General features: G+C 33.6%; 21 protein-coding genes and 2 pseudogenes. 14 read left to right on the top strand and 9 right to left on the bottom strand.

Annotation, left to right across the window (positions count from 1 at the left end; translation table 11 throughout):
• Nucleotides 1–240 precede the first annotated feature (240 nt).
• From ACPWTF_RS06940 to ACPWTF_RS06920, 5 genes are all read left to right on the top strand, one after another.
• On the top strand, nucleotides 241–1,518 hold the full coding sequence (locus tag ACPWTF_RS06940) for an MFS transporter (RefSeq protein ID WP_095931052.1): 1,278 nt from the start codon (nucleotides 241–243) through the stop codon (nucleotides 1,516–1,518).
• Nucleotides 1,519–1,620: 102 nt separating this feature from the next.
• Complete coding sequence (locus tag ACPWTF_RS06935; protein ID WP_250837105.1) at nucleotides 1,621–1,875, top strand: autorepressor SdpR family transcription factor; 255 nt, start codon at nucleotides 1,621–1,623, stop codon at nucleotides 1,873–1,875.
• Between the two features lie 4 nt (nucleotides 1,876–1,879).
• Complete coding sequence (locus tag ACPWTF_RS06930; protein ID WP_427874940.1) at nucleotides 1,880–2,542, top strand: SdpI family protein; 663 nt, start codon at nucleotides 1,880–1,882, stop codon at nucleotides 2,540–2,542.
• A 16-nt stretch (nucleotides 2,543–2,558) separates the two neighbouring features.
• The gene (locus ACPWTF_RS06925) at nucleotides 2,559–3,398 is read left to right on the top strand and encodes an alpha/beta hydrolase family protein (protein ID WP_427874939.1); all 840 of its coding nucleotides are present in this window, start codon (nucleotides 2,559–2,561) and stop codon (nucleotides 3,396–3,398) included.
• Nucleotides 3,370–3,918, top strand: coding sequence for an alpha/beta hydrolase family protein (locus ACPWTF_RS06920; protein ID WP_427874938.1), 549 nt, complete (start codon nucleotides 3,370–3,372; stop codon nucleotides 3,916–3,918). The genes ACPWTF_RS06925 and ACPWTF_RS06920 overlap by 29 nt, the downstream gene beginning before the upstream one ends.
• 69 nt (nucleotides 3,919–3,987) lie before the next feature.
• Here ACPWTF_RS06920 and ACPWTF_RS06915 read toward each other — a convergent pair whose 3' ends face one another.
• Complete coding sequence (locus ACPWTF_RS06915; RefSeq protein WP_427874937.1) at nucleotides 3,988–6,174, bottom strand: T9SS type B sorting domain-containing protein; 2,187 nt, start codon at nucleotides 6,172–6,174, stop codon at nucleotides 3,988–3,990.
• Nucleotides 6,175–6,345: 171 nt separating this feature from the next.
• Nucleotides 6,346–7,377 carry a hypothetical protein gene (locus tag ACPWTF_RS06910; RefSeq protein ID WP_427874936.1) on the bottom strand — a complete coding sequence of 344 codons (1,032 nt, stop codon included), beginning with the start codon at nucleotides 7,375–7,377 and terminating at the stop codon, nucleotides 6,346–6,348.
• Nucleotides 7,378–7,491: 114 nt separating this feature from the next.
• Between ACPWTF_RS06910 and ACPWTF_RS06905 the strand changes: the two are divergent.
• Nucleotides 7,492–9,690, top strand: a pseudogene (locus ACPWTF_RS06905) (B12-binding domain-containing radical SAM protein).
• Here the strand turns inward: ACPWTF_RS06905 and ACPWTF_RS06900 are convergent.
• The 3 genes from ACPWTF_RS06900 to ACPWTF_RS06890 all read right to left on the bottom strand — a co-directional run bounded on the left by ACPWTF_RS06900 (nucleotide 9,687) and on the right by ACPWTF_RS06890 (nucleotide 12,484).
• Nucleotides 9,687–10,451, bottom strand: a complete 765-nt coding sequence (locus tag ACPWTF_RS06900; protein WP_250837101.1) for an MBL fold metallo-hydrolase — start codon at nucleotides 10,449–10,451, stop codon at nucleotides 9,687–9,689. The pseudogene ACPWTF_RS06905 and the gene ACPWTF_RS06900 sit on opposite strands and share 4 nt — an antisense overlap.
• Nucleotides 10,452–10,535: 84 nt before the next feature.
• A complete protein-coding gene (locus tag ACPWTF_RS06895) occupies nucleotides 10,536–11,222 on the bottom strand; it encodes a response regulator transcription factor (RefSeq protein ID WP_095931045.1) in 687 nt (228 codons plus the stop codon).
• The gene (locus ACPWTF_RS06890) at nucleotides 11,219–12,484 is read right to left on the bottom strand and encodes a sensor histidine kinase (RefSeq protein ID WP_427874935.1); all 1,266 of its coding nucleotides are present in this window, start codon (nucleotides 12,482–12,484) and stop codon (nucleotides 11,219–11,221) included. The genes ACPWTF_RS06895 and ACPWTF_RS06890 overlap by 4 nt, the downstream gene beginning before the upstream one ends.
• Nucleotides 12,485–12,648: 164 nt before the next feature.
• On the opposite strand from ACPWTF_RS06890, the gene ACPWTF_RS06885 reads away from it, so the two are divergent.
• The 3 genes from ACPWTF_RS06885 (at nucleotide 12,649) to ACPWTF_RS06875 (ending at nucleotide 14,814) form a co-directional block, all read left to right on the top strand.
• On the top strand, nucleotides 12,649–13,068 hold the full coding sequence (locus ACPWTF_RS06885) for a DUF1573 domain-containing protein (protein WP_427874933.1): 420 nt from the start codon (nucleotides 12,649–12,651) through the stop codon (nucleotides 13,066–13,068).
• A gap of 166 nt (nucleotides 13,069–13,234) precedes the next feature.
• Nucleotides 13,235–13,837 (top strand): hypothetical protein, encoded by a 603-nt coding sequence (locus ACPWTF_RS06880; protein ID WP_427874932.1) that lies wholly within the window; start codon nucleotides 13,235–13,237, stop codon nucleotides 13,835–13,837.
• Nucleotides 13,801–14,814: a L,D-transpeptidase family protein gene (locus ACPWTF_RS06875; RefSeq protein WP_427874931.1), complete on the top strand. Its 1,014-nt coding sequence runs from the start codon at nucleotides 13,801–13,803 to the stop codon at nucleotides 14,812–14,814. The genes ACPWTF_RS06880 and ACPWTF_RS06875 overlap by 37 nt, the downstream gene beginning before the upstream one ends.
• A gap of 119 nt (nucleotides 14,815–14,933) precedes the next feature.
• Here ACPWTF_RS06875 and ACPWTF_RS06870 read toward each other — a convergent pair whose 3' ends face one another.
• On the bottom strand, nucleotides 14,934–15,434 hold the full coding sequence (locus ACPWTF_RS06870; RefSeq protein ID WP_427874930.1) for a C40 family peptidase: 501 nt from the start codon (nucleotides 15,432–15,434) through the stop codon (nucleotides 14,934–14,936).
• 215 nt (nucleotides 15,435–15,649) lie between these two features.
• Here ACPWTF_RS06870 and ACPWTF_RS06865 point away from each other — a divergent pair, with 215 nt between their 5' ends.
• From ACPWTF_RS06865 to bglX, 4 genes and pseudogenes are all read left to right on the top strand, one after another.
• Complete coding sequence (locus tag ACPWTF_RS06865; protein WP_427874929.1) at nucleotides 15,650–16,750, top strand: GDSL-type esterase/lipase family protein; 1,101 nt, start codon at nucleotides 15,650–15,652, stop codon at nucleotides 16,748–16,750.
• Complete coding sequence (locus ACPWTF_RS06860) at nucleotides 16,740–17,462, top strand: sialate O-acetylesterase (RefSeq protein ID WP_427874928.1); 723 nt, start codon at nucleotides 16,740–16,742, stop codon at nucleotides 17,460–17,462. The genes ACPWTF_RS06865 and ACPWTF_RS06860 overlap by 11 nt, the downstream gene beginning before the upstream one ends.
• Nucleotides 17,459–18,121, top strand: a complete 663-nt coding sequence (locus ACPWTF_RS06855; protein ID WP_427874927.1) for a sialate O-acetylesterase — start codon at nucleotides 17,459–17,461, stop codon at nucleotides 18,119–18,121. The genes ACPWTF_RS06860 and ACPWTF_RS06855 overlap by 4 nt, the downstream gene beginning before the upstream one ends.
• A 406-nt stretch (nucleotides 18,122–18,527) precedes the next feature.
• Nucleotides 18,528–20,824, top strand: a pseudogene (gene bglX / locus ACPWTF_RS06850) (beta-glucosidase BglX).
• Between the two features lie 241 nt (nucleotides 20,825–21,065).
• Here bglX and ACPWTF_RS06845 read toward each other — a convergent pair.
• Both ACPWTF_RS06845 and ACPWTF_RS06840 read right to left on the bottom strand, forming a co-directional pair.
• Nucleotides 21,066–21,401, bottom strand: a complete 336-nt coding sequence (locus ACPWTF_RS06845; protein ID WP_427874926.1) for a DUF5615 family PIN-like protein — start codon at nucleotides 21,399–21,401, stop codon at nucleotides 21,066–21,068.
• Nucleotides 21,401–21,631, bottom strand: coding sequence for a DUF433 domain-containing protein (locus tag ACPWTF_RS06840; protein WP_253788729.1), 231 nt, complete (start codon nucleotides 21,629–21,631; stop codon nucleotides 21,401–21,403). The genes ACPWTF_RS06845 and ACPWTF_RS06840 overlap by 1 nt, the downstream gene beginning before the upstream one ends.
• A 113-nt stretch (nucleotides 21,632–21,744) precedes the next feature.
• Here ACPWTF_RS06840 and mgrA point away from each other — a divergent pair, with 113 nt between their 5' ends.
• Complete coding sequence (gene mgrA / locus ACPWTF_RS06835; RefSeq protein WP_427874925.1) at nucleotides 21,745–22,701, top strand: L-glyceraldehyde 3-phosphate reductase; 957 nt, start codon at nucleotides 21,745–21,747, stop codon at nucleotides 22,699–22,701.
• 50 nt (nucleotides 22,702–22,751) lie between these two features.
• Here mgrA and ACPWTF_RS06830 read toward each other — a convergent pair whose 3' ends face one another.
• Nucleotides 22,752–24,731, bottom strand: a complete 1,980-nt coding sequence (locus ACPWTF_RS06830) for a glycoside hydrolase family 97 protein (RefSeq protein ID WP_427874924.1) — start codon at nucleotides 24,729–24,731, stop codon at nucleotides 22,752–22,754.
• Nucleotides 24,732–24,807: the final 76 nt, after the last annotated feature.

The following is a 24,807-nucleotide window of genomic DNA, read 5'->3' as shown; positions in this document are numbered from 1 at the left end:
TTAATGAAAATATACAGGTAAAAACGCTTTTAACGAATGCTTAAGATTTGATTTTTAATTTTTGTTTTAAAGTACCTTAAATCAAGTTTTTAAATTGAAATAAAATTCGTGTTTTTAAAATGGAAAAAACATCATATTTGTTAAAAAACGTATGATGTTTTAAAACTAATTCTTTGAAATATGAATTATTAATAATGAAACTATATTTTTGTAATCAAAAAAAAGTTATATCTATTTTACATGAAAACTAACGAGAATAAAAAGAACTCTCTAAAACATGTTCTTTTTGGAAGCCTTATTGGTACCACAATTGAATTTTTTGATTTTTATATTTATGCCAATGCAGCAGTGTTGGTCTTTCCTCAATTATTTTTTCCTAGTTCAGATTCAACAATGGCGACTCTGGAATCTTTAGCCACTTTTTCTATTGCCTTTTTGTCGCGCCCTTTAGGTTCGGCATTTTTTGGCCATTATGGTGATAAGATCGGACGTAAGTTTACCCTTGTTGCAGCTTTATTGACAATGGGAATTTCTACAGTAACAATAGGATTTTTGCCAAGCTATGCGAGTATTGGTGTAGCTGCTCCGTTATTATTAATGCTTTGCCGATTCGGACAAGGTGTTGGTTTAGGAGGCGAATGGGGAGGTGCTGTTTTATTGGCGATAGAAAATGCACCACCAAATAAACGTGCTTGGTACGGAATGTTTCCACAATTAGGCGCTCCAATAGGATTATTGCTTTCTGGTGGAACTTTCTTGTTATTGACAGATTCTATGAGTAATGAAGATTTTATGAATTATGGTTGGAGAATTCCTTTTATTGCCAGTGCATTTTTAGTGATAGTTGGTTTTTATATTAGGACTAAAATTACAGAAACGCCTTCGTTTGAAAATGCCAAAAAAGAGGAAGAAGAGGTAAAAGTTCCTTTTCTGGAATTAGTAAAATCATACAAAAATCAGTTGATTTTTGGAACATTCGCGGCAATAACAACATTTTTGGTTTTCTATTTAATGACCGTATTTACACTTAGCTGGGCTACTTCAGATTTAGGAATTGTAAAAAGAGACGGATTATTGATTCAATTATTCTCAGTATTGTTTTTTGCGCTTTTTATTCCGGTTTCTGCGGTTGTGGCTGACAAAATTGGTCGCCGCAAAATGCTTATCGTCGCAACTGCGGCTATTGCCGTTTTCGGATTTTTCTTTTCTTACTTTTTAAGCTCTGGAAATATCGTTTTGGTTACTATTTTTGCCTGCATCGGAATGTCATTAATGGGTTTTACTTACGGACCTTTGGGAACTTTTCTGTCTGAATTATTCCCAACAAATGTTCGTTATTCTGGAGCCTCTTTGACTTTTAATATGGCGGGAATTTTAGGTGCTGCCTTTGCACCAATGATAGCAATTTGGTTGGCTAAGACCTATGATGTGAGTTATGTAGGTTTCTATTTGGTAACCGCTGCACTTATATCTTTAGTTTCATTTTTGGTCATTAGTAAAGACGAACATAAGTTTTAGATTATAGATTTTAAATATTTCAAAAGCAGTAATGTAAAAAATTACTGCTTTTTTTTGTTTGTTAGAAAAGTATTTAGATATTTGTCTAAATATATAAATGTAATGAATGATATTTTTAAAGCATTAAATGATGCCACTAGAAGAGAGATTCTGGATCTTTTAAAGGAGAAGGATTTATCTGCAGGAGAGATTGCAGACGCTTTTAATATTTCTAAACCGAGTATTTCACATCATTTGGATATTTTAAAACGAGCCGATTTAATTACATCTGAAAAAAACGGACAATTCATCATTTATTCCATCAATACCACCATAATGGAAGATGTTTTACAATGGATACTAACCTTTAAACAATAATAATATGAATTTAGAATTAAGAAAAGAACTCCCTATAATTGGAATTGTTTCGATTCCTTTTATTTATTTGGCAACAGTTTGGAACAAACTACCTGAAATAGTTCCTATTCATTGGAACATTAAAGGGGAAATTGACGGATGGGGAAGTAAATTTACTTTGATTGGAATGCTTTTTATTCTTCCTGTTTTGACTTATGTCATTATGTCGACGATTACTAAGATTGATCCTAAGAAAAGAATGTCTTTAATGGGAGGGAAATTGTACCAGCTCAAATTTGTTTTGGTTCTTTTTATGTCAATTTTAGCTTTGTTTATTATCTACAGCACAAAAAGTCAAAGTACTTCTAGTCCTAGTTTTATTTTTGCTTTAATTGGTGCTTTATTTGTGGTTTTGGGCAATTATTTTAAAGTAATACAGCCTAATTATTTTATCGGAATCAGAACACCGTGGACTTTGCAACATGAAGGAGTATGGAAAAAAACTCATGCATTTGCTGGTAAACTTTGGTTTATTGGAGGTCTGATTATAATTTTAGGAAGTTTGATTTTTGAAAGCGCTACTTTTTCTACATTCTTTTTAACTATTGTTTTTGTTATTGCATTTGTACCATTAATCTATTCTTTTTTAAAATTTAGAAGTCTCGATAAAAAAGAAGAGAATCTTTAACTAACTAATTACTAAAATGAAAAAGAAAATACTTTTTGCACTTCTAATTTTTAGCTTTTTTAATTCATTTGCGCAGGATATTTCAGGACAATGGAATGGTATCTTAAAAATTCAAAATAATGAACTTAGGGTTCTCTTTAATATTACCAAAACAGAAAAAGGGTATAGTTCTATAGTGGATAGTCCAGATCAAAATGCAAAAGGTATTCCTGTTGCCTCTACTACTTTTGAAAATTCGGTATTAAAATTAGATATTGCAGCTATCGGGGGTGTATACGAAGGAAGATTGGGGTCTGATAATGTTTTTGTTGGAAAATTGATTCAAAACGGACATACATTAGATCTTAATTTATCAAAAGGGAATGCTGAAATTATAAGACCTCAGGAATCTAAACAGCCATTTCCTTATTATACAGAAGAGGTGAAATTTGAAAATAAAACAGATAAAGTGACTCTAGCAGGGACGTTATCAATGCCTAAAAAAGAAGGTAATTTTCCTGTAGTTATTTTGATTTCTGGAAGTGGCGCGCAAAATCGAGATGAAGAAATGCTAGGGCACAAACCATTTTTAGTTTTAGCAGATTATCTTACCAAAAAAGGAATAGCTGTTTTACGTTTTGATGATCGTGGTTTTGGTCAATCTACAGGCGATTTTAAAAAAGCAACTACTATGGATTTTGCAAAAGATGTACAAGCTGGGGTAGACTATTTGAAAACGAGAAAAGAAATCGATAAAAATAAGATTGGTTTGATCGGACATAGCGAAGGCGGTATAATTGCTCCAATGATAGCTGGAAATTCTAAAGATGTTAAATTTATAGTTCTACTTGCACGGACCAGGAATTCGTGGCGATAAATTGCTACTACTGCAAAGAGAGTTATTAGAAAAACAAATGGGAGTTCCAGATGCGGTGGTAGAGCAGAGTAAAGAAAATTTTAAAGGTGCTTATGATCTTATTATTCAAAGCACTGTTAATGATGATGATTTGAAAGCCAAAGTCAATTCGTATTTTAAATCAAAATTAGGGAATGATGATATGGCTAAAACCACTACAGATCAAATTACAAGTCCGTGGTATTATACTCTTTTAAAACTTGATCCAAAGCCTTTTTTAGAAAAAGTAAAATGTCCAGTTTTGGCACTTAACGGAAGTAAAGATTTGCAGGTTCCAGCTCAAGTTAATCTTGAAAACATTAAAAAAGCCTTGACAGAAGCAGGAAATAAGAAAGTAACCATTAAAGAATTACCAAATTTAAATCACTTATTTCAAGAATGTAAGACAGGTTCTCCAACTGAATATGCCACTATTGAACAAACCTTTTCGCCATTAGCTTTGGAAGAAATTTCGAGTTGGGTTTTAATGCAAACGAAATAAAACCATGTAATCGCAAAGATGTATACAGTTCAAAGAGCTTCTTTTCAGTATAAATCTTTGCGATTTTTTTTAACGTTTTAAAGAAAAATGACCTCTATATTCTGTCCCATTCATTCTCGTAACCGTAAACCAATAGTCTGATGCAGGCAGTTGATTTCCGAGATAAGTTCCGTTCCAAGAAGTGTTTAATGCCAATTCTTTAACTAATCTTCCGTACCGATCAAATATTCTAATAGACGAATTAGGAGCTAAATAAGCAGGATCAATTGTCCACGTGTCATTATAACCATCTCCGTTTGGAGTAAAGAATTTTGGGAAAGGAAGCTCCTCAGTCAAATTGACGCAATCTCTACTTTTTGCTTCTAGAATGACTATTGCTACAGGAATTCTATCGCTTTCACAACCACTTATGGTTTGAGAAGTATAATAGGTAATTCCGTTTTCAAGTGCAGTTGATTCTGCTAAACTACTTGTAGAAGAATAACTTTCATACCATTTGACGTTTTGACCATCAATTATGATATCACTAATTTTTACATTTTTTTGAATACAGAATTCCTGTGGAGAATTTGCAATTGGACTCGGTGTGTCTTGTATTTTTACTGTAATTGGTAATCTTTCACTTTCGCAATCGTTTTGTGCTTGCGAAACATAATAAATACGACTTTCCAATAAAGTTGTTTCTGGCAGAACAGATGCTGAAAAAAAAGTATCAAACCATTTTATATTTTGCCCAATAATCGGAATATCACTTAAAGTTGCGTTTTGCTGTACGCAAAATGTATGTGAAGAATTTACTTCAGGAAGTTCATTTGTAATAATAACGGTTTGATTCTGAGATGATACATTTCCGTTTCCATCATCATAATCCCATTTTATGGTATAAGTTCCAGGAACAGAATAAGATAAAGGATCCGCGGTTGTGGCAGTAATTGTTCCAGCACATTTATCTGTGGCTGTTGGAAATATTTTTACTTCAGTATGACAATCTCCCGATATAGTTGGAAGATCCGGAATGTTTGCAACTGGAGCTTGTATATCTCCAATTACAACATCAAAAGTGTATGTTTTTTCACAGTTGCAATCATCGCTTACCACTAAATGGTATTGTCCATTATTTACACTTGATGGATTTGTAATGATTGGATTAGACAGAGTACTTGTAAAACCATTTGGTCCAGTCCATAAATAATTATATCCAGAATTAGAATCAGCTTTAAAAGATAATGTTTCGCCAAGACATACAGGTGAATTTGTTGACGGATGCACATCAATGTTACAGCTTTTTTCTTCAGAAAAATTGATTAAATAAAAATTCTTTCTTCCGTTAAGATTTTGCTGATAAGAATTCGAATCTGTTATTTTGTTATTTTCAATAGGTGTATCTGCAAAGACAGCATCTTGGGCTGTAGTTCCTCCAATAACAATATTATTATTTTCAAAACAAATTTTGTTTTCAGAATACTGATCGAATCCATTAACATAAGTTCCAAAAACTAAACTACCAGATTTAGTAAATTTTCCGATATAACCCTCTGCAAATCCTTTTCTTTTATAGGCGCATGGAGTAGTTATCGATTGATCGCCACCTTCGCCACCAATGTAAATGTGATTGTTTTTAAAAATTAATGAATATACAGCCGATGATGTTCCTAGATAGGTTCCCCAAATTCGCTGGCCGTCTTTATTTAGTTTTGCTAAAAAACCAGTTTGAGACCATTTATTGTAGTCATCAAAACTTCCTGGCGAGGCAATATTATCATCATTGTCACTTCCGAATAAATCTCCTCCAATGTAAACATTGTTTTCGTCATCATTTACAACAGCTTTTATTCTATTGCCAGAACCATAATAAGTGCTCCAAATTCTATTTCCATCCAAACTGAATTTATAAACCGTACCATTTACACCATTTTTATAATTGGTTTCTTGAAATGTTCCAGAGGTAGAAATATAATTTAAACTAAAAGTTTTTCCTCCTAAAATAAGATAGTCAGATGCGACTTTTATAGTATGTAAATAATCATTGCTTTCCCCGCCTACATAGGTACTCCAAACAAGATCGCCACTAGGGTTGAACTTAGACAAAAAACCATCGAACGAACTATTTCCAGGCATACCAGAGTGATTTAATAAAGGCTGAAAATTATTGTTTGTAGAAAATCCAATGTAACTGTTTGTGCTTCCTACAATATAGATATTGTCATTACTATCAATATCTACATCTTCGGCAGAATCTGTACCAGTATTACCCATGTATGTTGCCCATAATCTCGTTCCAGAGGAGTTAAATTTTGCAAGAAATGCAAAACTAGTATTACTTGTGACAGTTTGTAAATAAGCTCCAGCTGTAGATATGTTTCTTTTACTATCTGTAGTTCCAGTAATTACAACATTATTTTGCTTGTCAATCTTTAGGCCAAATGCTCAATCCCAACTTTCTCCACCATAAAAAGTACCCCAAACTCTTTTTCCTGAAGGATCAAATTTTACAATTATTGCGTCAGATTGCATATTTCTCGAATCGAAAGCAGTGGTCTGATGGGCTCCAGATGTAGCATAAATTCCTGATGTACTGCTCGTGTAGCCCGTAAAATAGATATTGCCAAAACTGTCAGTGTCTATATCTCCAAAGTAATTTGATTCGCCTTCACCATAATAAGTTCCCCACAATCTTACCGGAGTGGGATCAATAACAACTGTTTTACCCGCTAAGAAGTTTGCAGAACGAAAGCCATAAACATCTTTTTTTAGCTTTTGATATCCAATAATTATTTCTTTTTTACGTCCTTTTTCTTCAATCCAGCTAGCAGGAATTGTTTCTTCCATTTTTCCAAAACGAACATTCATTCGGATTTTATTATCGACTAAATCGGTTTTGGCGCCGTTAAATTTTAATTGAATATCAGAGATTTTTCCCTTTGGATGAATAACAAAATTATATTCAACAGCTTTTTTGGGATCTTCGGGAATTGTAAAAACGACATCTATATTAGGATAGATGTTTTTGTAGGTAATCTGTTTATACTGATGAACTCCCAGAACGCCTTTTGGTTGATTTGGAACGTTATAATAATTGTCAAAATCAGCTGATTTTTGTTCCGTAATTAATTCAACTTTAGAATTTGAATTGACAAAATCAATGTCTACCCTATGAAAAATGTATTCTAGCTTAAAATCGTCTTTTTCTGTATTATCTTTTTCGGTAAATAGTTTTGCTGTTGACGAACGAACAATTGGCGTTTTTTTTACTTCATAAATATCATAAGAAAATCCATTTTTCTTTAACTGAACATTTAAACCTCCCGAATTCAGTAAATACTTAACGTCGGTATTAGGTTTGCCATTCTGATCGATAATTTGACCTTTATTTTCTTTAAAACCAATTGATTGATTTTTGTTTTGTGAAAACAATTGTAGCGTTAATAAGAAAAAAAGTAAAAGTAATCTATGTTTCATTAGAGTAATTTGGATTGTGACAAATGTAATTAAATGTTTACAAATTCAAATCGAAAATTGAAACGCTAAAAAGTCTCAAAATATCCCGTATTTTTGCAAAAAAATAATTCCCTTTTGAAAACAAAACTTTTCGTAATTACGCCGCCATTTACACAACTGAATACCCCGTATCCGGCAACGGCGTATATAAAAGGTTTTCTAAACACCAAAAATATAGAATCAGTTCAGGCTGATTTGGGTATTGATGTGATTTTAGAATTGTTTTCGAAGAAAGGACTTTTAAATTTGTTTCAGGTTTCAGAGTTTCAGGTTTCAGGTTCTGATGTCTCTGATAACTCTAAAAGAATTTTTGCTCTTCAAGACGAATACATCAAAACCATTGATTCTGTAATTCAGTTTTTGCAAGGGAAAAATCCAACTTTGGCTCTACAGATTTGCCAGGAAGATTTTCTGCCAGAAGCTTCTCGTTTTGCACAATTAGAAGAACTTGATTGGGCTTTTGGGACAATGGGAACGCAAGACAAAGCAAAACATTTGGCAACTTTATATCTCGAAGATATTTCAGATTTTATTGTAGAATGTGTTGATGAGAATTTTGGTTTCAGCCGCTATGCCGAACGTTTAGGGCGAAGCGCCAATTCTTTTGATGAATTGTACGAAGCCTTACAGCAAGAACCAACTTATATCGATTCGATTTTAATTTCGCTTTTAAAAACTAAAATCGAAGCGGTAAGACCAACTTTATTTCTAATTTCTGTTCCTTTTCCAGGGAATTTATATAGCGCATTTAGATGTGCGCAATGGGTAAAAGAAAATCATCCAGAAATTAAAATTTCAATGGGAGGAGGTTTTCCTAATACCGAATTGCGTTCGCTTTCTGATAAACGTGTTTTTGAATTTTTCGATTTTATCACTTTAGATGATGGAGAAGTTCCAATCGAAGAATTAATTTTTCATTTAGAAAACCCAGATTCGAATTCTTTCAAAAGAACATTTTTATTAGAAAATGGAGAAGTAGTCTATAAAAACAATTCTTTAAAACACGATTATAAACAAGCTTATGTAGGAACTCCTGATTATTCAGATCTGCCTTTGGATAAATATATTTCGGTGATCGAAATTGTTAATCCGATGCATAGAATGTGGAGCGACGGAAGATGGAATAAGCTCACCATGGCACATGGCTGTTATTGGGGAAAATGTACTTTCTGCGATATTTCTTTAGATTACATCAAAGTATATGAGCCCGTTGCGGCAAGTTTGCTATGCGACCGAATAGAAGAATTGATCGAAAAAACAGGTCAGAACGGATTTCATTTTGTTGATGAAGCCGCACCGCCAGCTTTAATGCGTGCTTTGGCGCTTGAAATTCTAAAAAGAAAGCTAGCCGTAACTTGGTGAACCAATATTCGTTTTGAAAAAAGTTTTTCAAAAGATTTATGTTTATTGCTGAAAGCTTCAGGTTGTATTGCCGTTTCTGGCGGTTTAGAAGTTGCTTCAGATCGATTATTGAAACTGATAGACAAAGGAGTAACTGTTGAGCAAGTCGCAAAAGTGACTCGTAATTTTACCGAAGCAGGAATCATGGTTCATGCGTATTTAATGTACGGATATCCCACCCAAACCATTCAAGAAACGGTCGATAGTCTAGAAATGGTTCGCCAATTGTTTGAAGCTGGAGTTTTACAGTCAGGATTTTGGCATCAATTTGCGTTGACGGCTCATAGTCCGGTTGGATTGTATCCGGAGCAATTTGGTGTGACAAAAAAGACCGAAGCGATTGGAACTTTTGCAAATAATGATATTGAATATACTGATTCAACAGGAATTAATCACGATAAATTTAGTTTCGGATTAAAGAAATCGCTTTTCAATTTCATGCACGGAATCTGTTTCGATTATGAACTTCAGGATTGGTTCGATTTTAAAATTCCGAAAACCAAAATTCACCCTGATTTTATTTTTAATGCTTTAGAAGAACAAAATGATTTCAATACGAAACCAAATGCAAAAGTAGTTTGGCTTGGAGGAAAACCTACTGCAGAAATCTTCGTAAAATCAAAAAAAGGAAGAAGCTGGGAAATGATGTCGCTAACCTTTCATGATAAAAAAGAAAGTTTCGATATACAAACTAGTAAAGAAGAAGGCGAGTGGCTAGTTTCCATTTTATCGAAAATAGGCGTTTCAGGTTCTAAAAATTATACTTTTCAAGAAGTCAAAAATGATTTTGAAACTTCTTTAGAAGATTTCGAGTTGTTTTGGTATTCTAAACCTATAAACACTTTGCGTGAATTTGGGTTATTGGTACTTTAATATTCAATACATTCTCCGTCATTCGGAATAGAAGTTTTGTTTAAAAGACCATGATCTGAAAGAGCAGTTCTTAACTGTAATCGTGTTGTTGGACAATGATTTAAAGCTTCTAAATGATTGGCAAGCACTTTTCCTGGTGCTAATGTTACGAACTTTAAAATATCGTCCATTCGCATTAACAAAGGTTGGCCGATATCTAATCTTGCTGTACCACAGGCCACAATCGAAATGTCGGGTTTAAATTGCGTTAAAACTTTATTTACATGTTCTGTAAAAATAGTATCAGAACTGATGTAAATCGATTTTTGATCTGCCAGTTCAATAAGAAATCCCATTACATTTCCCATTAATTTGGCAATGAAACCATAACCGTGAATGGCTGGAATTCCGGTAATTTTTCCATCCAGAAATTTTTGAGGTTCCCAATATTCAAGAGTCTGAATTACACTAAGACCTCTTTGCACAAGAGCTTTTTCATCTTTAGAACTGCAAATTACAGGAATGCTTTTTCTTCTTAAAAAAACTTCACCAGCTTTGTCTATATGATCAGGATGCAAATGAGTGATCAAACAATGCGTCACTCGACTTAAAATGTCACGACTGTTTTTTGGCAAAGCCACGAGCGGATTTCGTTTCGGTTTGTATCTGAAAATAGTAAAAGGCGGAATTGTTTTTCTTTTACCTAACATTGGGTCAACTAAAATGACATGCTTTTCTGTTTCAATTACCAAAGAGGCATTTCGCAAATGATGTAATTTCATATCCGAGAAAATTAGATATTAAAAATACAAAGTTTTTCGAGAAACTACTTACAGATTTTTCTTTGTTTTTAACAGAATTGTGATTTATCCTATTGAAAACCTAAACCCAATTCCATGAAGGTTTTCAATCGAAATTCCTTCTTCATTGGCAAGGATTTTACGAAGACGCGAAATGAAAACATCCAAACTTCTTCCCATAAAATAGTCGTCGGTTCCCCATAAAGACGTTAAAATTTGTTCTCTTTTCAAAACAGAATTTTTATGATCTAGAAAAAGTTTTAATAATTCGGCTTCACGCTGAGTTAAACCAACCTTTTCTTCATCATTAAAAAGAATGAAATTTTTAGTATCAAAATGATATTTTCCTACTTCATAAATTGTTTTTGCAGGAGAAATATTTTTCTGTGAACGTTTCAAGAAAATTTCAATTTTAAGCAATAATTCTTCTATGCTGAAAGGTTTTACCAAATAATCATCTGCACCGATACGAAGACCTTTTATGCGGTCTTCTTTTAAAGTTTTAGCCGAAAGGAAAATAATCGGAACATCGACGTCAATTTTTCTAACTGCTTCAGCAAGCTCAAAACCATCCATTTTTGGCATCATAATATCAAAAATGCAAACATCAAACTCTTCTTCTTCAAAAATTTTAAGCGCAGATTTTCCATCAGAACAATGAATAACTTCATAATTATTTTGCTCCAAATTATCTTTGGTTAAAAACGCAAGAGTTTCGTCGTCTTCGGCATATAGTATTTTGAAGTTTCTCATTTTTTGTTAGGAATTGATAAAGTTATAGTAACACCTTTTTCTTTATTATTTTCGGCTTTTATTTTCCAGTTTTGCAGACTGCAGATTTCTTTTACATAATATAAACCGAGTCCAAATCCGTTAACTTCATTGCTCTTTTCATTTTGAACTCTATAAAACTTATCAAAGATAAAAGATATTTTTTTAGGATTAATTCCAATTCCGTTATCTATAAATTCTAGTTTTAAACAATTGTTTTCTTCTGTGAATTTAATCGTAATTTCTGGTTTTTCATTACAATATTTCACTGCATTATCCAGTAAATTATAAACTAAATTGCCAAAATGAAAAATATCGGTTTCCAGCAAATATTCTTTTGAAGAAGTTTCGATTTTAATAGAAGCTTCAGGATATTTTAATTGGATGTTCTCAATTGCTTCTTCAATTATAGGCACAATTAAAATACTTTCTTTTTTAAGTTCTAAAGGAGCATAATCGGATTTTGCGATGTTTAAAATCTTTTCGATATGGCCGTTTAATTTATTTCCTTGATTGATAATAATATCGGTGTAAGTATACAGTTTTTTGTCTTCTTTAATTGGTTTTTGTTCAATTAAATATTTAGAAGCGATAAGAATTGAAGCCAGAGGTGTTTTAAATTCATGCGTCATATTATTAATGAAATCACGCTGCAGTTCCGAATATTTTTTATGCTGTAAAAGCTTAAAAATCGAATAAACGTAAATCAGTAAAATCAGAATCAATGCCGTTGAAAGTATAAACCAAAATCGCATCGAACTAAATAAATAAGTAGTTTCATTTGGAAAACGAACGGCAAAATAATAGACTAGATTTTTATGTTTAGGGAAATAAACAGTCTTTTTGCATTCTGCTTTTTTCTTATAAAGTGAAATGTAATCACCATAAATCATTTCGTCGCTTTGACAATTGTACATCGCGTATTCGAAATCGGTCGTGATGTTCATTTTTTTGAATTCTGTCTTTAGATAAAATTCTAAAATATCAGGTTCAAACTCGTTATCGACATTTACTATATAATAGTCGTTGGCAATTTTCTGAACCGGATTTTGAAAAGGCAGTTCGTGGTTGGTTCCTTCGTATAATTTTTTAGCTACTTCCAACAAAGCAATATGAGCTTTTTGGCTAAGCTTTTTTTGTTCAATTGTAAAAGCTTCTTTTGTCCATAACAATTGTGCAACCAAAATACTAATGATGGCTACCAATCCTAAGAGAATGATGCTGTTGAGTTTATTAATTTTCAAGAATAACAAATTTTGAGAGTGTAATATTAATCAATTTTAGCCTGAAAATAAGCGATTAACAAGTCATTAACAAACGTTTGAAAGCGGTTAACAGCGTTTTGATTTTGTCTGAATTACCTTTGTAATATCAAAATGAACTATAAACCATTTTAAATATATCAGTTATGAAAATTATCAAAATTTCGATGTTAGCTTTGGCTTTAGGCCTTATGTCTTTTTCGGCAATTGCACCAGTACAATCTTTAGTTTCAGAGAATGAAATTTCAGAAACTACTGCTGCTTCTACAATTGTTTGGAAAGCAGAAACAATAGATGTTGGACAAATTCCGCAGGGAACTCCAAAAGCAATTGTTTATGAATTTAAAAATACAGGAAAAACAGCTGTAGTTATTACAAACGTTCAAGGATCTTGCGGATGTACAGCGACAGATTACACAAAAGAACCAATTCAGCCAGGTAAATCTGCAAAAGTTACTGCAACTTACAATGCTGCAAACAAAGGTGCTTTTACAAAAACAGTTACGGTAACAACTAGTGCAGAAACAACACCAAAAGTGCTTACTTTAAAAGGTACAGTTATCTAAGATTTTTAATAGGTTGGTTATATGGCGAAAGCTCCAGACATGCAAATGGTTTGGAGCTTTTATTTTTTATTAACCGTTTAAACTTCAAAAAATAAGGATTAAGAATTATTGCCGAGAACTTTTTTTTAATAGAATTTTTTTTACTTTTATTCAAAAATTTTAAGCTATGAAAATTTGGTATACGCCTATAGTTGCAGTTGTTTTTTTTGTTGTTTTTTCGTGTAATTCGAAAGCGGATAAAAATGAGGAAAAAGCGATAAAAACAGTTGAAAAAATTCCAGAATTAAAACTTACTATTGATACTGCCCGAATCGCAAAGTTTTATGAAAATTATCCGAAACTGGAGAAATTTAAAGGCGATGTAACTTCTTTGTATCAAAAAAACAAATCGACTCAATTATGGCAGGATAATAAAGGAGTAGTGGAGTTTGGAAATACACTGTTCAATCAATACAAAAATTTAGATCAAGAAGGATTGAAAGCTAATTATCCTTATAAAGAAGAACTAAATTCTGTTTTCGAAAATAATCCAACTAAGAAATTATCCAAAGAAGATACAGATTTACTGCTGTCAAATTTGTATTACTACTATGCAGAAAAAGTATATGCAGGTTTTGATGAAAAAACTAGTATCTCTTTAGAATGGCTTTTACCTCGCAAAAAGTTCAATTACCAAGTGCTTTCTGATTCTATCTTTAAAAAATCAACCATTTTGGATGATAAGAAAAAAAGATGTTCAGCCAATATTACAAACTTCGTGATGCTTTAAAAGAGTATAGAGAAATTGAAAAAAATGGAGGTTGGAAAACGATCGAAGCAGATGAAGACTATAAAGCTCTAAAAGTTGACGATTCATCAAATGTTGTGGCTCAGATAAGAGAAAGGCTTTTTGTTACCAAAGATCTTAAAGAAGACAATAAAAGTGCGGTTTGCGATACGACTTTAATGAAAGCAATGAAAAACTATGAAGTTCGTCATGGCTATACTCCCAAAAACACCATTTTATTAGAACATATTAATGACTTGAATATTCCAGTTTCGGAACGCATTAAAACGATTATTGCTAATATGGAGCGTTGCCGTTGGATTGATCCTGAATTAGAAAAAGGTCAAAAATACATTGAAGTTAATATTCCTGAATTTAAATTATATATAGTTGAAGACGGAAAAATCGCTTTTGTGTCGCCAGTTGTGGTGGGACGAGCGATGACAAAAACGGTTATTTTTAGCGGAATGATGAGCAATATTGTGTTCAGTCCGTATTGGAATGTGCCGCCAAGTATTATCAAATCGGAGATTAAACCTGGAATGGCAAAAGATAAAAACTATTTGCAGAAAAAAAATCTAGAATGGAATAACGGCGCAGTTCGTCAGCTTCCCGGAAAAAATAATTCTTTAGGTTTGGTGAAGTTTTTATTTCCAAATTCAAGCAATATTTACTTGCATGATACACCTTCAAAAAGTTTGTTCGAAAGAGAAAGCCGAGCTTTTAGTCATGGGTGTGTACGTGTAGCAAAACCTCGAGAATTGGCAATAGAATTATTAAAAGTCGATCCGCAATGGAATCCTGCAAGAATTGATAAAGCAATGCACGCCGGAAAAGAAAGCTGGTACACTTTAAAGAAAAAAGTTCCAGTTTATATTGGTTATTTTACCGCTTGGGTAGATCGCGAAGGAAATCTAAACTTCTATAAAGATATTTACGGAAGAGATGAAAGTTTGATTAAACTCTTAACAGAGGAATAAAAATAATTTTCACGCAGATTTAAAAAGATTTAAGCTGATGCTCGCAGATTTTAAACTAGAAAAATCCAATTAAATCTGCTCTAATCTGCAAAATCTGCGTGAAAAAATAATGATAAAAACTATTTAGACAAAACATCAACACATTTATAAAAACGTTTGGTGTAGTGTTCTGTATCAAGTGATGTTATAGTTACTTGCTGCGCTTTTCCAGATGAAGCGTGAATAAATTTCGACTGCATTCCGTTGGCTTCACAAATTATTCCGAGATGTCCAATAATCGTTTTGTCTTTATATCCGTAGAAAACTAAAATATCTCCAACTTTAAATTCTTCTGGTTTTAAAGTTTTACCGATGTTTTTATAGCCGCTTGAACTTCTAGGAAGCGTCATTCCAAAATTTTTAAACACATAACTCACAAAACCCGAACAGTCAAAACCTTTTTGCGGATTACTGCTTGCGTATACATAAGGCGTTCCTAAATATTTTTTTGCATAAACAATTAGAGAATCACGATTAATTTCGGTTGGAGTTTGAGGCAGGTTTTCCTTTTCCTTCTTTTTAAAATTAAAAGAGGAAAATAGAATAAAGGCTGATAGAAAAATAAAAAAATGTGATCTCATTTTGTATACAAAAAGCGTTAAACGGTAAAGATAAGCCTTAAATCTAGAATTTCAATAGAATACCTTTGTTTCAATTGTAAGAATTAACGTTCTATCGACAAATGTTGATGTGTTTATGTGGTGTTTTTTTATTACTTTTTGACATTTTAGTATCTTTTTAGATAATCTCTTTCCAATATATTTGTGAATCGTATTTAGATTTTAACAAATAAATTATGTTTCCCAAAAAAATAGCACTTTTAATTTCGTTTTTGCTGATTTCGATCATTTCGAACTCACAAACACTAAATTCAAATAAAACTTTCTTGTATCAAGGTCGCATAGAAAAATTGCAGCAGGATACTGTCATTTTAATTGGAACAGCTTCTTCGGTTTCATTCAATTTTACGGGAAACGAATGCTCGATTTTACTTCAAAGTGTAGATGCTTACGAACATCATAATTATGTTCAATTGGTTTTGGATGGAAAATATATTGGGAAAATTAGAATTGAAAAAGGTGCGGTTCAATCTTTTCCAGTAAAAATCACTTCAAATCAGAAAGAACATCGTTTAGAAATTTATAAAAACACAGAAGCCCATACAGGCGGAGTTTTGTTCGCTGGAACAACGGCAAAGCTGACGTTAATTTCGTTTAAAAAGAAAAAGAAAATCGAGTTTATCGGAGATTCGATTACTTGCGGTGCAGCAAGCGACGGTTCTGAAATTCCTTGTGATAAAGGAGAATATTACGATCACCATAATAGTTATTATGCTTACGGTCCAACACTTTCAAGAGAAATTGGTGTCGATTATTTAATGAGTTGCGTTTCTGGAATTGGAATGTACAGAAATTGGAATGATGAGAATAAAGACGAAGTTATAATGCCTGATGCTTATCCAAATTTATATCTGACGAAAGACGCTTCAAAACCTAAATATGATTTCGCTTTTCAGCCCCATATTATCAGCATTGCTTTAGGAACAAATGATTTTTCTGGCGGAGATGGTAAAAAAGAACGTCTTCCATTTAACGCTGAAAAGTATGTTTCGAATTATGTTGACTTCATCAAAATGCTTTATAAGCATAATCCGAAAGTGCAGATTGTAATTACGAATAGTCCAATGGTTGGAGGAGAAAGAGGAGCTGTTTTTGAAGATTGCCTAAATAAAGTTAAAACCGCTTTCGCAAATGATAAAGCGCATAAGCCCATTCAGATTTTTAAATTCAAACCGATGACTCCAAATGGATGTACAGGACATCCAGATGTGGCAGATCATAAGGTTTTGGCCGATGAATATGCTCCATTTTTAAAGAAGTTACTAAATGAAAAATAATATCTATAAGTTTGTTTTCTTTTTATTGATTTCCAGTACTATGATGGCAAACGTTTCGCTTCCGAATATTTTTAGTGATAATATGGTTTTACAGCGTAACTCTGAAGTGAAAATTTGGGGTTGGGCAAATCCGAAAGAAGAAATTAAACTGGTTTCGAGTTGGAACAATCAGGAGTATAAAACCGTGGCCAGTAATCAGGCAAAATGGGAATTAACGATTAAAACTCCAGAAGCTGGCGAGCCTTTTACTATTTCGATAAAAGGCTACAATGAAGTTATTTTAAAAAATATTCTAATTGGTGAAGTCTGGCTTTGCTCTGGACAATCGAATATGGAAATGTCGGTAAGCTGGGGGATTGACGATGGCGAAGAGGAAATGAAAAATGCCACAAATCCAAACATTCGTTTTTTTACGGTTCCGAAATTAACTGCTACAAGTCCGCAGAATAATTTGTTGGGAAATTGGACAGAATCGACTCCAGAGACCATGAAATATTTTAGCGCTATTGGTTACTTTTTTGCCAAACGCCTTCGCGAAGATTTAAAAAATGTTCCGATCGGATTAATTTCTTCCAACTGGGGAGGAACTCCTGCAGAAATCTGGATGCCAGAAGAGGTGGTAAATAATGATCCGCTTTTATTAGAAAATGCTAAAAAACTAAACGAACAGGAATACGGACAAGACAGCCAGGACGTGCTTACAATGCCATGATTTACCCGATTGTGGGATTTAAGATTGCAGGAACGCTTTGGTATCAGGGAGAATCAAATGTGGGTTCTTTGGTTTATGATAAAACTCTGGGAGCTTTAATTACTTCTTGGAGAAAGGAATGGAATGATAATTTTCCGTTTTATTATGTTCAGATTGCGCCGTTTAAAACGGGTTCAAATAATTTCTCAAATGTCACAGTTAGAGATTCGCAACGAAAATTATTAAAAGAAGTTCCAAAGACAGGAATGGTTGTGATTAGCGATATTTCGGATACGATTGATATTCATCCCAAAAACAAAAAATCAGTTGGAATTCGTTTAGCGAATCTGGCTTTGAAGGAAACGTATAAAACCAATTCTAATTTGGTAAATGGTCCCTTGTTTAAAGAGGTTAAGATTGAAAAAAACAAGGCAATTGTTTCTTTTGATTATGCTGACCGACTTTATTTTAAAGATAAAAAATCGAATCAATTTGAAGTAGCTGGAACGGATGGTGTTTTCTATCCAGCCGAAGCTTCGATTAAAAATAACGAAGTGATTTTGACAAGTAAAAAAGTTGTAAATCCTGCAAAAGTGAGGTTTGCATGGGGAAATACAACGCAATCAGATTTGTTTAATAAAGCGAATCTGCCGGCTTCTTGTTTTACGACTGAATTTTAGATTTTAGAATATAGAATATAGAATATAGAATATAGAATATAGATTTTTAGGTTATTGATCTGCTTTGTCAGGCTGAGCGAAGTCGAAGCCCCGCAAAGTGAGACATAAAAGTTTGTCATCCTGAGGAACGAAGGATCACACACGTAACTCGACAAAGTTTGGTGAAGTTCTGTACGGAGTTTCTTGTGTGATCCTTCGTTCCTCAGGATGACAAAATGACCAAAACGCTCTTTTGAAAACGATTTGCGTGAGGGATAGCAGTGGAAAGCCCACAGCCTGACGAAGGAAGTGCGAGGACTTGAAACGAATAGCCCGATTCGCCGCGGCGAAACCACGCCCAACAAAAACTTAGAATCTCAGCGTCTCAGAACCTTAGAATCTTAAAGAAAAACTAACTAAACCACATATGAAAAATAAACAAATACTAATTATTGGGGTATTTTCCCTGTTTACTGTTGGAAATATGAGTGCACAAAAAAAGCCGTATCTGGATAAAAATAAAACTGTTGAGCAACGTATAGATTTGCTTCTGCCATTAATGACGCTGGAAGAAAAAGTGGGACAGATGAACCAATATAATGGGTTTTGGGATGTTACTGGACCTGCGCCAAAAGGTGGAACAGCCGAATTAAAATACGAACATTTAAGAAAAGGATTGGTCGGTTCGATGCTGACCGTTCGTGGCGTAAAGGAAGTTCGTGCGGTGCAGAAAATTGCGGTGGAAGAAACACGTTTGGGAATTCCGTTAATTATCGGTTTTGACGTAATACATGGTTATAAAACGTTAAGTCCGATTCCGTTGGCAGAAGCTGCTAGTTGGGATTTAGAAGCGATTAAAAAATCGGCGGCGATTGCGGCAGATGAAGCTTCGGCATCTGGAATTAACTGGACTTTTGGACCAAATGTTGACGTGGCAAACGATGCGCGCTGGGGTCGTGTGATGGAAGGTGCGGGTGAAGATCCGTATTTGGGAAGTAAAGTGGGTTATGCTCGTGTGAAAGGTTTTCAAGGAGAAACCATTGCAGATTTGGCCAAAGTAAATACGATTGCGGCTTGTGCGAAACACTTTGCTGCTTATGGTTATGTTGAAGCAGGATTAGAATATAATATTGTAGATATCAGTAATTCGAAATTGTACAATTCGGTTTTACCCCCTTTTGAAGCAACGGTTGAAGCTGGAGTTCGTACATTTATGAATTCGTTTAATACTTTGAATGGTGTTCCAGCAACTGGAAATGCTTTTTTACAGAGAGATATTTTAAAAGGAAAATGGAAGTTTGACGGATTTGTAATTTCTGATTACGCTTCGATTCGCGAAATGATTGCACATGGTTATGCAAAAGACGAAGCTGATGCAACAGCAAAAGCAGTTATTGCAGGTTCTGATATGGATATGGAGTCGTATTTATATGTAGCGAAACTGGTTGATTTGGTAAAATCGGGAAAAGTAAAAGAAGCTTTGATTGATGATGCTGTCCGCAGAATTCTTCGTGTAAAATTTGAATTGGGATTATTTGATGATCCGTACAGATATTGTGATGAAAAACGCGAAAAAGAAGTGGTTGGAAGTAAAGCCAATAACGATGGTGTTTTGGATATGGCAAAGAAATCGATCGTTTTATTGAAAAATGAAAAGAATTTGCTTCCGCTAAAGAAATCTGGGCAGAAAATTGCTTTAATTGGAGCTTTGGCAAATGACAAAAACAGTCCGCTAGGAAGTTGGAGAATTGCTGCTTCTGATGATACAGCGGTTTCGGTTTTAGAAGGAATGCAACAATACAAAGACAATCAGCTAACTTTTGAAAAAGGGGTTGATTTACTGAAACAAAAAGCAACTTTCTTAACTGAAACAGTTTTCAATACAACAGACAAAAGCGGCTTTGAAGCAGCTAAAAAGCAGCAAAAAATGCTGATGTCGTGGTAATGGTTTTAGGTGAATACGGTTTCCAAAGCGGTGAGGGAAGAAGTAGAACGGATTTGAACTTGCCAGGTTTGCAACAAGAATTGCTAGAAGAAATTTATAAAGTGAATCCGAATGTGGTTTTGGTTTTAAATAATGGTCGTCCGTTGAGTATTCCGTGGGCAGCAGAAAATGTTCCGGCAATTGTTGAGGCTTGGCATTTAGGAACTCAGACTGGAAATGCAGTTGCTCAGGTTTTATACGGAGATTATAATCCGAGTGGAAAATTGCCAATGTCGTTTCCTAGAAATGTAGGTCAAGTGCCAATTTATTACAACAAATACAGTACAGGAAGACCAATAGACAGTGATAAAAATGTTTTTTGGTCGCATTACATGGATGTAGAGAAAACTCCTCAGTTTCCGTTTGGTTTTGGTTTGAGTTATACTAAATTCGATTACAAAAACCTGAAAGTAAATAAAACTGCTTTTGCAAAAGGAGAAAAAGTTGAGGTAAGTGTTGAGGTAACGAATTCAGGAAATTACGACGGAAAAGAAGTAGTTCAGTTATATATTCATGATGAATTTGCAAGTATCATTCGCCCAATAAAAGAATTGAAAGGTTTTGAATTGGTTAATCTGAAAAAAGGAGAAACTAAAACGGTAAAGTTTACTTTGACAGATAAGGAGCTTGGTTTTTATAGTAATGAAGGAGATTATTTAGTAGAACCGGGAACTTTTAAAATCATGGTTGGAGGAAGCTCTGATAAAGGTTTGCAAAGTGGGTTTGAAATTAAAGAGTAAAAGTTTTAATCTCGCAAAGACGCAGAGTCGCAAAGTTTAGTTTTTAAAAATAGGATTGAATAGCGTCCAGCTTTAGCTGGATGAAAATATAAACACAATCGAAAGGGCTTTAGCCAAACTTGTAGGTTTGGCTAAAGCCCTTTCTTATTCAAATCTTATTCCCCTAGCTGAAGCTAAGGGCTATTTAAAAGAAACTTTGCGACTCTGAGTCTTTGCGAGATTAAAAAAGCGAAATTATAAATTAATAAATCTCTAAAATCATTAATTCATCATTCAATACAAATGATTCAATAATTTCTTTTTTTGAAATTAAAAGTTCAGCTATTTGTTTTGTGTTTTTATTAAAGGTTTTTAAAATAATCACTTTTGGAGGAACTCCTTTAAGCAGTAACAATTTTTCAAAATCATCATCATGCGTGAGAATAGTAAAGCTACTTTTTCTAGCATACTCCCAAATTTCTAAATCTTTTGCAGGTTGATTTACGAGAATATCTTTGGAATGAAAACAATCAGGAAAATCATTCTCGATAAGTTTGATTATTCTCCAAGATATATTGGCATCTAAAAGAAGTTTCATTATGCCGCAATTATTTTGGTAATGTTTTCTCTATTGGCGGCAAAAGCTAAAGCAGCAAGAATATGTTCCTTATTTAATTCTGGAAAATCTTCGATAATTTCTTCAAAAGACATTCCTGTGGAAAGCCACGAAAGAATATCTGAAACACAAATTCTTGTTCCTGTTATTACAGGTTTGCCAAATCTGATATCAGGATTTATTGAAATTAAAGTTTGCCAATTATTATTCATAATTTTAAAATTTAAACAAATTTACAAAATTAAAAATGAATTAGATTTTTAATTATTGACGTTTGTTTTTTACCTTTAAAATCTATTAAAACTCCAACTTTTAAATTAAAATAATGAAATATAACAGATGCGGAAAAAGTGGATTGCTGCTTCCTGAAATTTCTTTAGGATTATGGCATAATTTCGGTTCGGTTGATAATTTTGAAAATGCCGAAAGTATTGCCATTGAAGCTTTTGATAAAGGAATTACTCATTTTGATTTGGCGAATAATTATGGTCCGGTTCCAGGTTCTGCCGAAGAGAATTTTGGTAAAATCTTATGGCATAATTTTCAGGGAAATCTGCGTGATGAAATCGTGATTTCTACAAAAGCTGGTTATACGATGTGGAAAGGGCCTTATGGAGATTGGGGCTCTAGAAAATATCTTTTATCTAGTTTAGACCAAAGTTTAAAACGAATGAGCATTGATTATGTCGATATTTTTTATTCACATCGTCCAGATCCAGAAACTCCTATTGAAGAAACGATGATGGCTTTGGATCATGCTGTTAGAAGCGGAAAAGCTTTGTATGTCGGAATCAGTAATTATTCTGCAGAACAGACTCGAATTGCTGTTGATGTTTTAAAACAATTGGGAACGCCTTGTTTGATTCATCAAGCAAAATACTCGATGTTGGAACGCTGGGTCGAAAATGGTTTATTGAATGTTTTGGAAGAAAAAGGAGTTGGCTGTATTGCGTTTTCACCTTTGGCACAAGGACTTTTGACCGATAAATATTTAAACGGAATTCCTGAAAATTCACGTGCCCATAATCCAAACGGGCATTTGAAAGAAGATGAGGTGACGCAGGAGCGTATTCAGAAATTAATTCAGTTGAATGAAATTGCTCAAAACAGAAATCAGTCTTTGGCACAAATGGCTTTGGCTTGGCTGCAAAAAGATAAACGAATTACTTCTGTTTTAATTGGGGCGAGTTCTGTAAAGCAATTGTGTAATAATATTGACTGTTTGCAGAATACAGAGTTTTCTCATGATGAATTGAATGCGATTGAGAGTATTTTATCTTAATATTCAAACCTAACAGGTTTTAAAAACCTGTTAGGTTTCTAAATCATCAATTATTTTATAATTATCGCCAATCCGCCTCCGCTAGCCAAATGATATTTTAACTTAGTTGTCGAATCAACAGTAATTATTTCTTTTTTATAATCGGTTGCAGCTTTGTCGGCATTGACACCGTCTGAGAAAACTTCTGCTTGAAATTTTTTGCCTTTTTCAAGGAAAGAAAAATCAATTGTAATATCTCTAGAATCCCAGTTTGTAATCGCGCCTAAGTACCAAGTATTTCCTTTTCTTCTAGCGATAGAAACGAATTTTCCAACTTCACCATCAAGAGCAACAGTTTCATCAAAAACCGTTGGAACTTTAGCTATAAAATCTGTGCTTTCTTGTTCCTTCATAAAAGCGGTTGGACTGTCGGCCATCATCTGCAAAGGCGCTTCAAAAATCGTGTAAAGTGCCAATTGATGACATCTTGTACCTTGACTCATTGGAGTAGAATGACTTGGTTTGAATTCGCTTTTGGTAGCATTTCGCATGGCGCCGGGTGTGTAGTCCATTGGTTCAGCGATCATCCTGATAAATGGAATTGTGGTATCGTAAAGCGGAACATCATCATTTGGTGTCCATTTATTATTTTCTAAACCTTTTACGCCTTCAAAATTTAAAATGTTAGGGAAGGTTCTCTGGATTCCAGTTGGTTTGTACATTCCGTGAAAATCAATAATCAATTTATGATTGGCTGCTTTTTGGGCAATATCATAAACCGAATTGACCATTTTAGCATCGTCACGGTCAATAAAATCTACTTTAAAACCTTTTACGCCAAGTTTTGCATAATTGTCAAAAACGGCTTCTGTTTTATCATTTATTGCCATCCATGAAGCCCACAAAATAATGCCCACGTTTCGTTCTTTCGCGTAAGCGATTAAAGCTTCCAGATCCACATTCGGATTGTGTTTCATAATGTCGGTTTCTACGCTCCATCCTTCGTCTAAAACGACATATTCGACCTTGTTTTTAGAAGCAAAATCAATATAGTATTTATACGTCTGTGTATTAATTCCAGCTTTAAAATCTACATTGTAAATATTCCAATCGTTCCACCAATCCCAAGCTACTTTTCCAGGTTTTATCCATGAAATGTCTTTTATTTTGGAAGGCTCGGCTAATTTCTGAACCATATCGTTATTGGCTAAAGCAGCATCATTTTCAGAAATGACAATCGCTCTCCACGGAAAAGTTCTCGTTCCTTTTGTTTTTACCAAATAATTAGCTCTTTCGGTAATTAGTTTGTTGAGGTAATTAAATCCGCCGTTGGTTTCTTGGGTTGGATATTTAGAAAAACGAGATTCAAAACCTGTTTTGTTTTTATTATTTGTGACAAATAATCCCGCATAATTTTCGAGATCAGCTTCTAGAAAAACGGCTTTTTTATGGTTTTTGTAATCAATTAGAAAAGGTAAAAACGCCAAAGTATCTTTAGTAAATTCGCTTATTTTTTTGTTTTCATAATGCGATTCAAACGAAGAAATAAACTGATCTTTCGGGTTTCTTAAATCACGTACATACGGCATCAAAGTATTATAATCCTGATCGAAATTCAAAACGACTTCTTCGTCTTTAACCGTAATCTCTTTTTTCTTTTTTGTGACGAAACGATACGCGGCACCATCATCAAAAACACGAAATTCGAGAGCAAAATCATTTTTAAAATTTAGAATCAGTTTGTTGTATTGATCTTTAACCGCTTTCTTTTTGTATAAGGGCGTTTCGAAAGAAGTATTTTTGCTTTCTTTTTTTGAATTTAAAACTGCTGGATTTTTTCCTAAAATTTCATTTTGATCTAAAGTCAAAGACATTTCAGACGGAGCCAAAATCAAATCTTTTTCATGCGAGATTGACCAAGATATTTTATCATTTACAGCAATTTTGACTTCGATTTTTCCGTCGGGAGAGTTTAGAATGAAATCTTGTTTCTTTTGAGAAAAAGAGAGGTTAAGAAATAAAAAACAAAAAAGAATAAATGTATTTTTCATGCTGTATTTTTTATCAAATTTCGATTTTGTTGTCCTGTAGAGACGCACCGCAGTGCGTCTAACGTATTGTGAATAT

Source organism: Flavobacterium sp. MMS24-S5, assembly GCF_050320125.1.
GTDB classification, from domain to species: Bacteria; Bacteroidota; Bacteroidia; order Flavobacteriales; family Flavobacteriaceae; genus Flavobacterium; species Flavobacterium tyrosinilyticum.
This window is presented reverse-complemented; position numbering and strand designations above follow the sequence as displayed.